11 protein-coding genes and 3 pseudogenes are annotated in these 13,437 nt (G+C 62.9%); 1 reads left to right on the top strand and 13 read right to left on the bottom strand.

Annotated features, from left to right (window positions below):
* Positions 1 to 31: 31 nt before the first annotated feature.
* The 7 genes and pseudogenes from H0S73_RS23740 to istB all read right to left on the bottom strand — a co-directional run bounded on the left by H0S73_RS23740 (position 32) and on the right by istB (position 7,046).
* Entirely contained in the window at positions 32 to 559 is a 528-nt protein-coding gene (locus H0S73_RS23740) for a TetR/AcrR family transcriptional regulator C-terminal domain-containing protein (RefSeq protein WP_181054713.1), read from the bottom strand.
* Between the two features lie 135 nt (positions 560 to 694).
* Positions 695 to 1,780, bottom strand: coding sequence for an HlyD family secretion protein (locus H0S73_RS23745; protein WP_181054671.1), 1,086 nt, complete (start codon positions 1,778 to 1,780; stop codon positions 695 to 697).
* A gap of 21 nt (positions 1,781 to 1,801) precedes the next feature.
* A complete protein-coding gene (locus H0S73_RS23750) occupies positions 1,802 to 3,370 on the bottom strand; it encodes an MFS transporter (RefSeq protein WP_246389413.1) in 1,569 nt (522 codons plus the stop codon).
* A gap of 125 nt (positions 3,371 to 3,495) precedes the next feature.
* On the bottom strand, positions 3,496 to 3,969 hold the full coding sequence (locus tag H0S73_RS23755; protein ID WP_181054673.1) for a MarR family winged helix-turn-helix transcriptional regulator: 474 nt from the start codon (positions 3,967 to 3,969) through the stop codon (positions 3,496 to 3,498).
* Between the two features lie 539 nt (positions 3,970 to 4,508).
* On the bottom strand, positions 4,509 to 5,015 hold the full coding sequence (locus H0S73_RS23760) for a hypothetical protein (RefSeq protein ID WP_181054674.1): 507 nt from the start codon (positions 5,013 to 5,015) through the stop codon (positions 4,509 to 4,511).
* A gap of 252 nt (positions 5,016 to 5,267) precedes the next feature.
* Positions 5,268 to 6,224, bottom strand: a pseudogene (locus H0S73_RS23765) (MFS transporter); the annotation flags it as partial.
* Between the two features lie 90 nt (positions 6,225 to 6,314).
* The gene (gene istB, locus H0S73_RS23770; RefSeq protein ID WP_281369212.1) at positions 6,315 to 7,046 is read right to left on the bottom strand and encodes an IS21-like element helper ATPase IstB; all 732 of its coding nucleotides are present in this window, start codon (positions 7,044 to 7,046) and stop codon (positions 6,315 to 6,317) included.
* Between the two features lie 68 nt (positions 7,047 to 7,114).
* Here istB and H0S73_RS23775 point away from each other — a divergent pair.
* Positions 7,115 to 8,298, top strand: a protein-coding gene (locus H0S73_RS23775; protein ID WP_181054677.1) for an IS3 family transposase whose coding sequence is annotated in 2 segments (ribosomal slippage) — positions 7,115 to 7,412 and positions 7,412 to 8,298 — 1,185 coding nt in all. Because the reading frame shifts where the segments join, the coding sequence is not laid out codon by codon here.
* Here the strand turns inward: H0S73_RS23775 and istA are convergent.
* The 6 genes and pseudogenes from istA to H0S73_RS23805 form a co-directional block, all read right to left on the bottom strand.
* Positions 8,295 to 9,821, bottom strand: coding sequence for an IS21 family transposase (gene istA, locus H0S73_RS23780; RefSeq protein ID WP_181054678.1), 1,527 nt, complete (start codon positions 9,819 to 9,821; stop codon positions 8,295 to 8,297). The genes H0S73_RS23775 and istA overlap by 4 nt on opposite strands.
* Positions 9,822 to 9,924: 103 nt before the next feature.
* Positions 9,925 to 10,410, bottom strand: a pseudogene (locus H0S73_RS23785) (MFS transporter); the annotation flags it as partial.
* 32 nt (positions 10,411 to 10,442) lie between these two features.
* Positions 10,443 to 10,925, bottom strand: a pseudogene (locus H0S73_RS23790) (transposase); the annotation flags it as partial.
* A gap of 80 nt (positions 10,926 to 11,005) precedes the next feature.
* On the bottom strand, positions 11,006 to 11,803 hold the full coding sequence (locus H0S73_RS23795; protein WP_181054680.1) for a TniQ family protein: 798 nt from the start codon (positions 11,801 to 11,803) through the stop codon (positions 11,006 to 11,008).
* Positions 11,800 to 12,681, bottom strand: a complete 882-nt coding sequence (locus H0S73_RS23800; protein ID WP_181054681.1) for a TniB family NTP-binding protein — start codon at positions 12,679 to 12,681, stop codon at positions 11,800 to 11,802. Before H0S73_RS23800 ends, H0S73_RS23795 begins: the two co-directional genes overlap by 4 nt.
* 1 nt (position 12,682) lies before the next feature.
* Positions 12,683 to 13,437 (bottom strand): Mu transposase C-terminal domain-containing protein (locus tag H0S73_RS23805; RefSeq protein WP_181054682.1); only part of this gene is annotated, 755 nt, incomplete at its 5' end.

Genomic DNA, 13,437 nt, shown 5'->3' on the forward strand with positions numbered 1-13,437 from the left:
ACACTCAAAGTCCGCGTGGCTCCTCGGATGCTTACGCATCAGCGGACACATTACCGAGATCACGCAGCAGTGTGCCCATGGCCTGAGCGACAATCGCGGAATACCTCTGCTGGGATGGAAGCGGTTCGTGGGCGATGAGCATCGGGATTGCGACGCTCGCCCGGAGAAAGGCGAAGAACTGCACCGCCGCGAGTTCGGCATCCCAAGCACTCGCTGCTCCTGATGAGGCATTGTCCTTGAGGTACTGCGCCAAGCGCCTGACAGGAGGCTGCATGCCGGTTTGGTAGAAGGCCCGTCCCGGGCTCGGGAACTTCGCGGAGGCTCCGACGACCACTCTCAGTAACGCAAGGTTCTCCGGATCGCGCACCCGATCGAGATAGTTCTGCGTCAGGGTTTCCAAGTTCCCGCGGAGTCCAGACGCCTCGTTCAAGCCCCTGAAGGTCTCCTCAAGGCTCCTGGTTTGATAGGCCGCGATCAAGGACGTGAAGAGCTCGTCCTTGCCTTTGAAGTATATGTAGAGTGTCCCCTTGCCCGCCGCGGCACGGGCAATCGCCTCCATGCTGGCACCATCAAACCCCTCGGACAGGAAGATCGCGCGAACCCCTCCAGGATCTGAGCCCGCTTCTTCTCAGCCCTTGCCGTCATCGCCTGGCCCAAACCCTGGTCCATTCAAGGGCCAACCCATTCCAGCAGGTCATTCGGTGCGCACGGCGCCGGTGGACGCGACTTCGTTGGACGTGCCCTTGCTCGCCGTATTGACACTGACCACCACGGACATGCCCGGGGCAAGCCGCTCCGCAAGGTCCTGCCCCGCGTCAATGGCGATGCGCACGGGAACGCGCTGGGCCACCTTGGTGAAGTTGCCGGTGGCGTTGTCCGCCTTGAGCACGCTGAACTCCGAGCCGGCCGCGGGCGAAAACCGCTCGATGTGGCCGGAGAGGCTGGCATGCTCCAGCGCATCGACGTTCAAGGTTACCGGCTGGCCGACCTTCATGCCGGGAAGCTGCGTCTCCTTGAAGTTGGCCACCACCCAGATCTGTTCCGGCACCACGGCCAGCAACTGCGTCCCGGCGGACACATACTGTCCGATCCGCGCGCCGACCTCGCCAAGACGTCCGTCCTGCGGCGCCACGATACGGGTGTTCTGAAGATCGATCTCGGCCAGGCGCACGGCAGCCTCGGCGCCCTGCACCGCAGCCTCCAGCGAGGACCGGTTCACCAGGGTGGCCGCCAAGTCCTGGCGTGCGACCTCGACGGCGGCTTGGGCTTGGCTCAGCGCCGCTCTCGCCTGATCCAGATTGGCACGGGTCTGGTCGGCCTCCTTCTGCGTGGTCACGCCCCGGGACAGCAGCGGCTCAATGCGCTCCCAACTGGCCTCGGCAGCCTTGAGCGCGGCTTTCGCGCCGTTGACCTGGGCTTCGCTCGACCTGATCCTGGCCTCGTTCGACCGCTGCGTCTGCTCGGAGTTCGCCAGCGCCGCCTTTTGTGCGGCCAACGTCGCCTTCGCCTGATATAGCTTCTGCTCGTAGATGCGGTCGTCGATCCTCACCAGCAACTGGCCGGCCTTGACCCTCTGGTAGTCCTGAACGGCAACCTCGGCGACGTAGCCGTTGAGTTGCGGGCTGATGAGGGTCACTTGGCCGCGCACATAGGCGTTGTCGGTGGTCTCGACCGAGCTGGTGAACGGCGGCAGGCGCCAAGCGTAGAGCACGAGCGCCGTGCCGGCGAGGCCGATCACGACGGCAACAAGGGTGGCGGTGGATCTGAGGAACTTCAGCATGGGGATCAATCGTGAGGGTTGTCAGGCAAAGGAGGGTTGAGGCGTGGGAGCAAGCCGCCTGCCGATGGCGACCACCGTGACGTGGACGATCAGCGCAGCCAGCGCGAGCACGGCGAGCAAGGCGATGACCATGAAGGCGTCGTTGTACGCGAGGACATTGGCCTCCCGTGTGACCTGCTGGTTGAGCAGGGTCAGCCCCTGGGTGGTCATCTGCGTCGGATCGGTGAGCACGCGGTCATAGGCGCCTGAGAGCTGGTTCATGCGCTGGGCCACGATGGGATCAGTCGGGATGAGGTGCTCGGCCAGGGCTTGGTAGTGAACCTTTGAGCGCCAGGTGACGAAGGTCCCGACGACCGCCGAGCCGAGCGAGCCGCCGATGCTCTGGGTGGTGAGGAAGACGATCACGAAGCTCAGGATGTAGTTGGGGCCCTTCTTCAGGGCCGACATCAGGCCTGATGCCAAGGCGGGCGGCAGGAACAGGGCACCGGCGAAGGCGATCATGGCCTGGCTCAGATACATCTCGGCGGGACGGGTCAGGTTTGTCGCCTGGCTGTCCATGAAAGCGCCGGCCGCCAACATCGTCAGCGCCACCATGTGGATGACCGGCTCCCGGCCGGGCTTCATCACGGCGGCACAGGCCAAGCCGCCGGCGACGGTCGTGCCGAGAATGATCCAGGACAGCGTCGCCATCTGGCTGTTCTGGAGACCGAGCACCTGGAACAGGCCGAAGGCGCCGCTGGTCTGCTCGGACAGGACGATGCGGAAGATCAGGAGGGCCGCCGTGAAGTGCAGGACCTCCCGGCTGGTAAGCCAGCGGATGTCGAGGAGCGGGTTGGCGCGATTGAGCTCGATGGCCGCCGCGCAGGTGACCGCGATGATCGCACCGGCGAGCATGAGCCCGAGCCATGGCGCCTCGAACCACCAGTAGAACCGGCCTACGGTCATCGCCATGGCGGCCAGTCCGAAGCCGACGGCAATGAACAGGTAGCTCACGACGTCGAGGGGCTGGATGACCTTGGCACGCGGCTGGGGCGCCAGGGGCAGCAGGTAGACGGCCCCGAAGGCTACCATGGCAATGGCGATCTCCAGGACATGGAGGCCGTGCCACCCGCCGATATCCAGGAGCGTGGGCGAGATCAGCCGGGCCACACTCGGGGCAAGCGCCAGGTTGGTCAGGGCGAGGCTGAGCCCGAGATTGAGCTTCTTGGCCGGTGGAAACGGCTCCAGCATGTAGAGGAAGGCGAGCGCCGACATGGGCGCGGCTACGACGCCGCTGAAGAAGCGCACGATGATCGCCGAGTGTAGGTCGTCGACGAAAAGGTGCATCACGGACACGAGCAGGAAGGCCAGGATAGCCAGCTCGGCGAAGTTGCGCAGGCCGAACTGAGTGCGGACTTTGATCAGGATCAGCGAGAGGCTGGCATAAGGCGCCATGTAGGCGGCCATCAACCACAGAGCCTCATTGGTGGTCGCGCCGAGCGCTCCCTGGATCTGGGGCAGGTTGGCCGAGATGAGGTTCATCCCGAGCCCCTGAGTCATCGCCAGAAGCACCGAGGCCAGCATGAAGCTCGCTGCCCGCAGCGGCGGCATGGGGGCAGGCGCCGCCGGAGGGGATGGCGGCGCCTGCGGCTCCTGGCGTTCCGGCGCTTGCGAAGGGGTCTCGTCCTCGGCGCCGGTCACAGGAGATCTGGATTGATGGATAGCAGGCGCGGCGGTCATGCGGCATCCGTCTGGCAGCCTGCGACAGTCGAGATCCTCCGAGCCATCGCACGCATGGTCGCGGCGGCGGCGATCAAGTCGGTCTCCGGGATGTCGGCAAGCACCTCCTCACGGAGCTCGTCGCCGAGCCGTATCACCTCGGTGGCGAGCTTGTGACCCTCCGCCGTGAGGGCGATCTGCTTGGCGCGGCGGTCCCCTTCCACGGGCCTGCGTTCCGTCAGACCCTGAGCCTCAAGCCCGTCGAGCAGGCGGACCAGGGTCGGGCCCTCGACTTCGAGGATCTCGGCAAGCTCGGTCTGGGTCATGCCGTCCTTGCGAGCGAGATGGATGAGGGTGCGGGCGCGGGCGAGCGTCAGGCCCTTGGCGCGCACGCGGGCATCGAACAGGGTCCGCAGCTTGCGGCTGGCAATCGACAGCTCCTCCAGGAACCCGGCCCGCACGGCAATGAGAACATCTTGCTTAGGTAGCATAATGATAGGTACCTATCTATATGGTGCCTATATACATTCAAGCGGGCAGGCATGCAAGAGGAGGTGATGTCGGATAGAGCAACCCGATTGGAAAACAGCCGCTCTTGGGTCAATTTGAGTCATTCAGCGCGACCGTAACAATGTCCGATCTCTGGCTGATTGCTGACGTTCGTTGATTCTGGCAGTAAGGTTCGACCTGCGGGAGAACCGATGCGATCGCAGAGGAGATCACTCACTCAGTCGGGCATGTTTCCCAATCCGGTTTTCTGGGAAGCATGACCAAATCTGATCAGCATCTAAGTGCTTGATATGATTTGGTGAGCGCGCTGGGACTCGAACCCAGGACCCTCTGATTAAAAGACAGAGGGATCGCCGAAGAGTATCTGTCTGTTCGGGCACAAGCCTTACGCTGCAATCCGGTGGAACCGACAGAGATCCAGTGCCTGATCGATGGGATCGCGGGTTGCCAAGGAGGCCATTGAGACAAGCCCCGGCTCATCTCAGAACCGAATGCTCCGCATCGCGAGCCGCGCCTCGATCTAAACTATGCCGGCGAACCATCCCTGAAATTTCGAGAACGGGAAGTGGTCAGCTTCAGGCGTGGGCCTCGGCGCATTCTGTTGAGCAGCCTCCATCCGGGTTCTCACCTCCTCCGTCGAGAGGTCATTCGCCTGCCGCCCAATGGCCAGTGCGCCCTCCAGAACCTTGAGACCTTCCCGAAACGGGAGACACCATCTCATGCGCGCGGCAATGTAAGCTTCCCGCTCCCGCTCCACAGTCGGCGTGTCGGCACAGGCCAAGCGGGTGACGAAGGGCAGCAGATGCTGCCGCTGCTCGTCATTGGCTTGGTCGTTCAGCTGCATCGCCAGCCGGCAGATCGGACGCGAGAAGCACGCTGGCATATCTTCCACCGAGCGCACCGGCTGGTAGGGGAAGCCGGCCGCCACAATGGCGGCTTCGTTGATGCAGGTTCCGCCGTCTTGTCCAGGAAACGTATGCGAGCCGTGTTTCAGTCGCCAGTTCAGAATGTGGCCGAAGCTGTCCATCGTGACGCTCCTTATGGGGTTCCCACTCCAGGATCGTGATCCTCTGACGCCTCACCTGTCAACAAGCAGTAGTGGCCAACGTCACCGCCCTATCCGTTGTAGTGGGATTACAAAGGCTGACGACAAAATGCTGAGGATGATGAGCGGCGATATGTCGAGCAGAATGTCCGTTCCAGCAGGATGAATGCACCCCGCTGCCAACCTGCTTCGCATGAGAGCTGTCAAATTCTCTGCTGCGGGGACGGCAAGCCCTCAGGATGACCGGTTCGGATCCGTCAGGGGCTCGGCGAGATCATGGGTCTGAGATCCAGGATCGGGAGTGAGCCCACCTGTCTGGCGCTCGATCATGCGCCGCACCCGTGGCCGACCTGGCCCCTGATGCAATTCCCGGAGCCGTTCGCCCACCGCAGCATCAGCCTGCGTGATGCGCTGGTTATGCCGCACATAGTCGAGCCAGGTCGGGTTATGATAGCGCTCGATCCAAATCTCCGGGTTCTCCAGATCCCGCAGCAGCGTCCAATGACGCGCGCCGTCCCGGCGCCGGATCCGCCGCCGCTCCGCCATCACGGCAAGGAAGGCCACTACATCCTCCTCCCATATCCTGTACTCGATCGTGATCACGACCGGTCCGCTGCGCGGTAAGATGTCGACGGCAAGATCAGGCTCCGTCCACCGGTTCAGCGGATCAAGGTTGAGCGTCTTCAGCTCGGGCAAAGGCAGCCATAGGCCGAGAGCGGCTCCGGTAACCAGTAGCACTGCCGCGATCAGAAGAGCATCCCCCGTTCCATACTGCTCGGCCGCCATACCCCAGATCCAGCTGCCGAGGGCCATGCCGCCGAAGGTCGCCATCTGGTAGAGCGCCAGAGCACGACCTACGACCCAGCGGGGTGAGGACAGCTGCACGGTGGCGTTGAAGCTTGAGAGCGCCAGCACCCAGCTCGCCCCACCCAGGGCCATCGCGACGATCGTCAGAGGCGCGAAAGGGCTCAGTCCCGCAACCGTTGAGCACACGGCGAAGCTGATGAAGGCAATGCGCACGAGCGCCTCAAGGGACAGGGCCTGCCTCAGACGGGTACTCAGGAGGGCTCCGCCAACCGCACCGATGCCGAAGGCCCCAAGCAGGAGGCCAAAGGTGAGCGGCCCTCCTTGGATCAGATCCCGGGCAATAAGCGGCATCAGGGCCTGCACGGCAATGGCCGCGACGCCAAACATGTCAATCGGCGTCCAAGTTTGACCCTCGATCAGCATCCAATTCTGACCCCGCGGACATAGATCCAGTGCCGCCTTTCTGCGGCTTGATCAGATCCGGTTCTTGAAGCGCCAGCTCTCGTTGCCGGTCTCGACAATCTCGCAGTGGTGGGTCAGCCGGTCGAGCAAGGCCGTGGTCATCTTCGCGTCACCAAAGACGCTCGGCCATTCCCCAAACGCCAGGTTGGTTGTGACGATCACAGAGGTCTGCTCATACAGCCGGCTGACCAGATGGAACAGAAGCTGGCCACCTGATTGGGCAAACGGCAGGTAGCCGAGTTCGTCCAGCACAACGAAGTCCATCCGCGAGAGATAGTCCGCCATCCGGCCCTGCCGGCCTGCACGGGTCTCAGCCTCCAGCCGGTTCACCAGATCAACCACATTGTAGAACCGCCCGCGGGATCCAGCGCGAATGCACGCTCGCGCAATCCCTATCGCCAGATGGGTCTTGCCCGTGCCGGTGCCGCCCACCAGGACGACGTTGCGCTCCTGGGCCAGGAACTCCCCGCCGGCCAGATCCCGTACGAGGCCTTCGTTGATCGGCGTGCCGGAGAAGACAAAGTCCTCAAGGTCCTTGGCCAGGGGCAGTTTGGCAATCGTCATCTGGTACTTGATCGAGCGCGCCTGCTTCTCGGCGATCTCTGCCGACAGAAGATCGCCCACCACCCGCTGGGGCTCATGACTGCGCTTGATTGCCGTCGTGATGATCTCGTCATAGGCCGTTCTCATGCCATAGAGCTTGAGGTTGCCCATGGCTGTAAGGATCTCGGTGCGTTCCATCATACAGCCTGATCTTCCCTCGCGTTGATGGACACCTTTGCTAAGCTCCTGCGGGAGCGGGAAGGTGTTTGATGACGAAGACGAGACGGGACTTCACGCCGGAGTTCAAACGAGAGGCTGTTGCACTTCTGGAGAGCAGCGGTCGACCTCTCATGCAGATCGCAACAGAGTTGGGGATTTCTCCCTCGATGCTGCGCAACTGGCGGGCCGTTGTGAATGGTGGTCCACCTCGATCCAGGACTGGGAGCAGAACCCCATCGCCCAGCGCCTCTCCCATGGCCTCTCCGGCTGATCAGGCGGCCGAGATCGCGCGGCTCCGGCGGGAGCTTGATCGCACGCGCATGGAGCGCGATGTGTTAAAAAAAGCCATCGGCATCTTCGCGGAGATGCCCAAGTGAGGTTTGGCTTCATCGAGCAGCATGCCCGCACCTATCCAGTGCGGCTCATGTGCCGCGTGCTCCAGGTCTCACCCAGTGGCTACTATGCCTGGCGTTCCCGGCCGGAGAGCCAAAGAGCCCTCGCCAACCGGCGCCTGCTGCAGGAGGTTCAGCGGCTCCATCGTCAGCATCAGGGCCGTTATGGCAGCCCGAGGATGCACGCAGCCTTGCGGGCAGAAGGCCATCGGGTCAGCCGCGGCCGGGTCGAGCGATTGATGCGCCGGCATGGCATTCGTGCCTTGGCTCGGCGCCGTTTCCGACCGACCACGACCGACAGCCGTCATCAGCTGCCGATCGCGCCCAACCTGCTGCAGCAGAAGTTCACGGCATCGGTACCAGGCCATGTGTGGCTAGCCGACATTACGTACATTCCAACCGGTGAGGGCTGGCTCTACCTGGCAGCCGTGCTGGACCTGGCCACCCGGAAGGTGGTGGGCTGGTCGATGCGCGATCACATGCGCACCGAACTCGCTCTGGGAGCCCTGATCATGGCGGCCCAGCGGCAGCGACCAGGACCAGGTCTCATCCACCACAGCGATCGGGGCAGCCAATATGCGGCGGAGGCTTATGCCCGACAGCTTGCTGCGATGGGGGCCAAGCCATCGATGAGCCGGACGGGCTGCTGCTACGACAATGCTCCGATGGAGTCGTTCTTCCACTCCTTGAAGGTCGAACTGGTTCATCAACGGCGCTGGGCCACCCGGGAGGAGGCGCGACAGGATCTTTTCGGCTACATTGAGGGCTACTACAATCGGCAGCGCATTCACTCGGCCCTCGGGTATCTCACACCCGAAGAAGCTGAGAGAAAAGCGAGCTAACCCGGTGTCCACTCAATCGCGGGAAGATCAGCCCTCCTGATGCTGTCGTAGCGGGCACAATCAGCCTCCGGCTCATGCCGGAGCCGCAACGCCTGTGGGGTCGTGATCGTCAGCGGCGGGGCAGGCTCGCGCCGCCGGGCGAGAATGTTGAGGATCACGTCAGCCGACCAGACGCCCTCACGCAGAGCCTCGGCACAGGCAGCCTCAACCGCCGGCAGTCCGTCGCTGAGCACGGCCGCCAGGATGCTGACCATCTGGCGGTCGCCATCGTGCTGGCCGGCGAGCTTGCGCCGGACACGCTCAAGGGCGGCGGGCAGCACCCAGTCCTTGAACGGAGCCCCATTGCGCAGAGCTCCCGGCTTGCGGGCCAGCACCGGCACGTAATGCCAGGGATCGAAGATCGTCTGATCGCGGCCGAAGCAGCGGACATGCTGCGCAACGATCCGGCCGTCCTGGCGGCATTCAATGCGATCCGCATAGGCCCGGATCTCCACCGGGCGCCCGACAGCGCTGGCGGCGACCGAGTACTTGTTGGTGTCGAAGCGCACCAGACAGGTTCGGGAGACGGATGCCGGAACGGCGTGGAAGCCATCGAACGGTCCGGGATAGGACACCAGACTGGCTCGCTCCGCTTCGAAGACCTGCCAGATCGTCCGGTCGCGGTGCTCGGGATGAGCATGCGCCTTGGCATAGGCAATACACTGATCGAGTAACCAGGCATTCAGCTCGTCATAGCTCTTCACCCGCAGCCGTGGCGTGAAGAAGCGCTCACGCACGAGCCCGACCTGGTTCTCCACCTGACCCTTCTCCCAGCCGGAGGCTGGCGTGCAGGCGACCGGCTCGACCAGGTAATGCCCGCACATCTGGAGAAAGCGGCGGTTGTAGGCCCGCTCCTTGCCGATGAAGATGGCGTCCACCGCCGTCTTCATGTTGTCGTAGATGCCGCGCCGGCAGGCGCCCTTGAAGAACGCGAAGGCGCGGTCATGAGCGTCGAACACCATCTCCTGGCTCTCACGCGGATAAGCCCGCACGAACATCATGCGCGAGTGGCAGAGGCGGACATGGGCGACTTTGACGGTGGCCGGCATGCCATTGAGCAGGATGACTTCGTGGCTCCAGTCGAACTGGTAGGCCTCGCCCGGCGCAAAGCTCAGCGGCACAAAGACGGCGGTTGCAGAGGTGGACTGTTCCCGGCGCCAGCTCCTGGCATAGCGGCGCACGGCGTCATAGCCGCCCTCGTAGCCAAGCCCCCGTAGCTCCTCGAAGAGCCGGATCAGGGTCAGGCGCTCCCGAGCGGGCTTGGTATCATTGAGTGCCAGCAGGCGATCCAGATCCCCCCTCCAGGGGCCGATCCGCGGCAGAGGCTGGCGCTCGCGCTCGTAGCGGAACTCGGTGGCTCCCGAGCGCAGCACCTTGCGGACGGTGTTGCGCGCGATGTGGAGCTCGCGGGCGATCTGCTTGATCGTCTTGCCGCGCACGAAGAACTCGCGCCGGATCCGTGCAATCGTGTCCACGCCCTTCATCCCCTGCCACCCATCCTGATCCAGGACAGGCAGTTTGCTCGCGTGACAGCCGCAGGGGTCAAATTTAGATGCCGATCCCCCGTCTCAGAGGGTCAACATTGCACGCCGAAACACAAAACACGGCTCCTCGCACGAGCACCACGCTGAGATTGGGCGACATGGCCACATAGCGGATCCCGGCCGCCATGGCAGACCCGAGGCTTTCCGGCGGCAAGGCTCTGGGCGGTCGGGCAGGCTGCCACCGGGCCAGGACGGCAATCAGCCCGAGATAGCTGATCGCGTTGACCGCAAAGGCGGCGAAGGCGCCGATCGTTGCGACGATGAGGCCGCCGAGCGCTGGGCCGACGCTGCGGGCGATGTTGAAGCCCATGCTGTTGAAGGCAATCGCTGCCGGCAGATCGGAACGGGGCACCATCTCGCCCACCAGCGACTGCCAAGCGGGTCCGTTGAAGGCGGTGCCACAGCCGACCAGAAAGGTGAAGGCAAGCAGGAGCCAGGGCGTCACCACTCCAAAATAGGTGCACAAAGTCAGGGCGACCGACACCGCCAGCAGAAAGAGCTGGGAGGTGAGCATGAGCTTGCGCCGGTCCAGCTATGACGGAATTTAGGTGACGGGGCCGATCAGGCGGCGCTGTTTGTCGGCAGCGGGATGACCTCGCTGCCGTCCTGGAATCTGACACCAGCGATCACCTTCGGCAACTGGTTTTCACCCATCAGCCGGCGCCAGGTTTTCGCAGCCGCCATGATGAGTTTGAACACCATCAGGCGAGCAGTCGTTGGAGACAGCGCGCCCTTGGTGCGCACGGTGCGGTGCCGCACGGTCGCAAACACGCTCTCAATTGGGTTCGTCGTGCGCAGATGGATCCAGTGCTCAGCCGGCCAGTCGAAGAAGGCTAGCAGCGCCCGCTGGTCCTTGCGCAGGCACTCCACCGCCTTCGGATAGCGTGCGCCATAGACGTCCTCGAACAGATCGAGGGCGACCTCGGCCTGGGCGCGGGTCGGGGCGAGATAGATCTCCCGCAGGGCCCCCTTCATGCCCGGCTGCACGGACTTGGGCACCTTGTTGAGCACGTTCGCGGTCTTGTGCAGCCAGCAGCGTTGATGTCGCTTTGCCTTTAACTCTGAGATTCGTCGCGTTGGGTGACGAAAAGCGATATTCTTTGCCCTTAAAGGTGAGATGCCGATCAGGATTGCTCGCTGCTCCTTGATCTCAAGGTGCGAACTCGGTGCTGTATCCGGCACGCGATCCGATCGACGGTGGCGAGCAATCGGGCCTCCTCGTGATAGGTCCGGAGCAAGGCGACCCTGGCGAAGTCATCGATACCAGTGGTGAGCAACGCCGCCTTGAGCAGCGGATGCTTCTGGACCGCGGCAATCGCGGCGAGGCAGAAGAGCCGCACTTCTGGATTATAGCTTTGCAGTGCCGCAGCAGGGGTTCCACCAGCCCTCTTGAGTGCCATGGCAAAGGCAACGCCGCGCATTGCCCGTCGGATTTGGCTAACGCTATTTAGCGTCACCGCAGATCCAAGCAGGGCAGCACCCTTGCGAGCACGACGAAGCAACTGATCCGAAAGCAGCCCGATGTCAGGCTTGCCGAGTATCGGGGTCAGTAATGCTCCGCAAGCTTGACAGTCGACTACCCATGCCCGTCGCCAGTGTTTGAGCGCCAGACCCTGTCGCGAACAGTTTGGACACGTATGGAGCGGTACTGGCGCTGTCAGTGCGGCTTCTGTCTGGGTCAGGACAGGAAACAGAAGTGACTGCACGCGGTCGACATCAGTGCGTGCAAACACAGCGATCCTTTCAGCCACTTCTGTCTCAAGCGCGAAGTCGAGCATGATGGTATGACGGCTGTCGACGCCGACGTGTGCAAGAAGATCGACGAAATCGCAGTAGTTGGCAGCGGCAAGCCGCGCGAGCCAGCTGGAAAGCAATTCGTCTGGGTGGGGCGAGACAGTCTTCGGCAGCGGGCGCAGCGTCAAGCCCCAGACTTTTCGAGCCGCCGCTGAACCGGCGCATGGCGTGACCAGACCGGCGTCCACTTGGTGATTACGTCATCAGTGATGCATTCCTCGCCGGAGCGAATGGCATCGATGGAAAGATCCTTGACCAACGCGAAGATGCGAGATGTCACCCCGCCGGTCAGCGCCAGCATCTGCTTGAGGGACTTGACCCTCAGGTTGGACTTCTTCTGCAGCGGCATGGCAGCAATAAGGGTCTGGATCATGTCCGAGAACTCGGCGTCATCGCGCCAGTTCGGCAGGTGATGCTCGTCCAGCCTTCGGACAAGCTGGACATCCCCGCGAATAGCATCGACGGCCTCACTGACCCCCAAGCAGACCAGCGACGCTTCAAGTTCATTGCTGAGGTAACGCAGGACATTCAGGAAGCGGCGCTGCTCGCGATGGGTCCCGGCTAATAGGTTGTGAACTTCGTCGATCATGATCATCCGCAGGCCGAGGTCGCGCAGGAGGGCTATGACACGAACCTCGAGAGAGGCGACGCTTTGTGCGCGTAAGCCCAGCGACGTTGCCGGCGCACCGACGGCTGCGAGAATGTGCAGATAGAACCGCCGCTCGTCTGGGGCCGGAGGCGCTTGCAACAGGAGCAGTGGTGTGTGGGTTATGCCTGCGACCGGATCATATTCCGGCGCGTATCGGCGCGACAGGTTTCGGGCAATCATCGTCTTGCCAATGCCCGACGCGCCATGAACCAGAAGGCCAGGCATCCGGGTTTGGCGTGGCGCTTCTATCAGGCTCTGCAACCTGTCCAGAACCTGCTCTGCGCGTGGAAAGCCGATCCAGATGTCCGATTGAATGAGGGCGATACGACCGTCTTCCCCAGTTCCGTCTGCTCTCAAGTTACCATCTCTCCACCTTGAACAGCGGCCGCGAGGTATCACCAGTGTCGACAGGGCGCAGCCCCTCGGACGGTGGATCGGCCCGGATTGAATCTTTCAGCGTACCTCGTCTCTCGCGGGATCGCCGTTCAGCCTTGGTCAGCAGTCGGCTTTCATCCGCGATCTGGCGTTGCTGATGGATCAACTGGGCAAGCACCGTCTCATTGGACCCTTTCTTGCCCAAAGCACGACCCTTCTGCATGGCTTCGCGATATTCCCAAAGCGATACCGGCGGGATTTCCAGGTTGCGGTACCGCGCTTCGACACAACGTCCGCCTTCCAGTTCGACCCATATCGTTGAGAGGTCGCGGGGATCGTATCGCACGACCACTTTTCCATCCTTACGGCTGACATGCCCCGCCAGGGCATCCGCCCAATAGCGGATGCCGAACAGATGGATGCCGTCACGCCGGACCTGCCGCTGTTCACTTGGTAGGAAGCTCACTCGAAACGCATCCATGTCGACGGGAATGTCGCCCGACATTTCTCCAGACAGTGCCTCCCATTTGGCAACGGGAGTGCACCCAAGGCTCGAGTGAATGCTGTTGTTGTAACGGCAGATTTCCAAGGCGAACCAGCTATCGAACTCGCTCAGGGTCATCGTGGCTATGGCTTCGGCGTTGTAGCTGCCTTTGGCGGCGACAGACGATTGCGTGGTCCCAGGTAAGAGATGAACGGCTCCCATCATTGTCCCGATCAGACGCTCGATGTGACCGC

This window comes from Microvirga mediterraneensis, assembly GCF_013520865.1.
GTDB classification, from domain to species: Bacteria; Pseudomonadota; Alphaproteobacteria; order Rhizobiales; family Beijerinckiaceae; genus Microvirga; species Microvirga mediterraneensis.

Excerpts from the sequence above, each read along its gene's own strand:
- H0S73_RS23740 (WP_181054713.1), bottom strand. The coding sequence starts at position 559 with ATGGAGGCGATTGCCCGTGCCGCGGCGGGCAAGGGGACACTCTACATA.
- H0S73_RS23745 (WP_181054671.1), bottom strand. The coding sequence starts at position 1,780 with ATGCTGAAGTTCCTCAGATCCACCGCCACCCTTGTTGCCGTCGTGATC.
- H0S73_RS23750 (WP_246389413.1), bottom strand. The coding sequence starts at position 3,370 with ATGCCGCCGCTGCGGGCAGCGAGCTTCATGCTGGCCTCGGTGCTTCTG.
- H0S73_RS23755 (WP_181054673.1), bottom strand. The coding sequence starts at position 3,969 with ATGCTACCTAAGCAAGATGTTCTCATTGCCGTGCGGGCCGGGTTCCTG.
- H0S73_RS23760 (WP_181054674.1), bottom strand. The coding sequence starts at position 5,015 with ATGGACAGCTTCGGCCACATTCTGAACTGGCGACTGAAACACGGCTCG.
- istB (WP_281369212.1), bottom strand. The coding sequence starts at position 7,046 with ATGATGGAACGCACCGAGATCCTTACAGCCATGGGCAACCTCAAGCTC.
- istA (WP_181054678.1), bottom strand. The coding sequence starts at position 9,821 with ATGAAGGGCGTGGACACGATTGCACGGATCCGGCGCGAGTTCTTCGTG.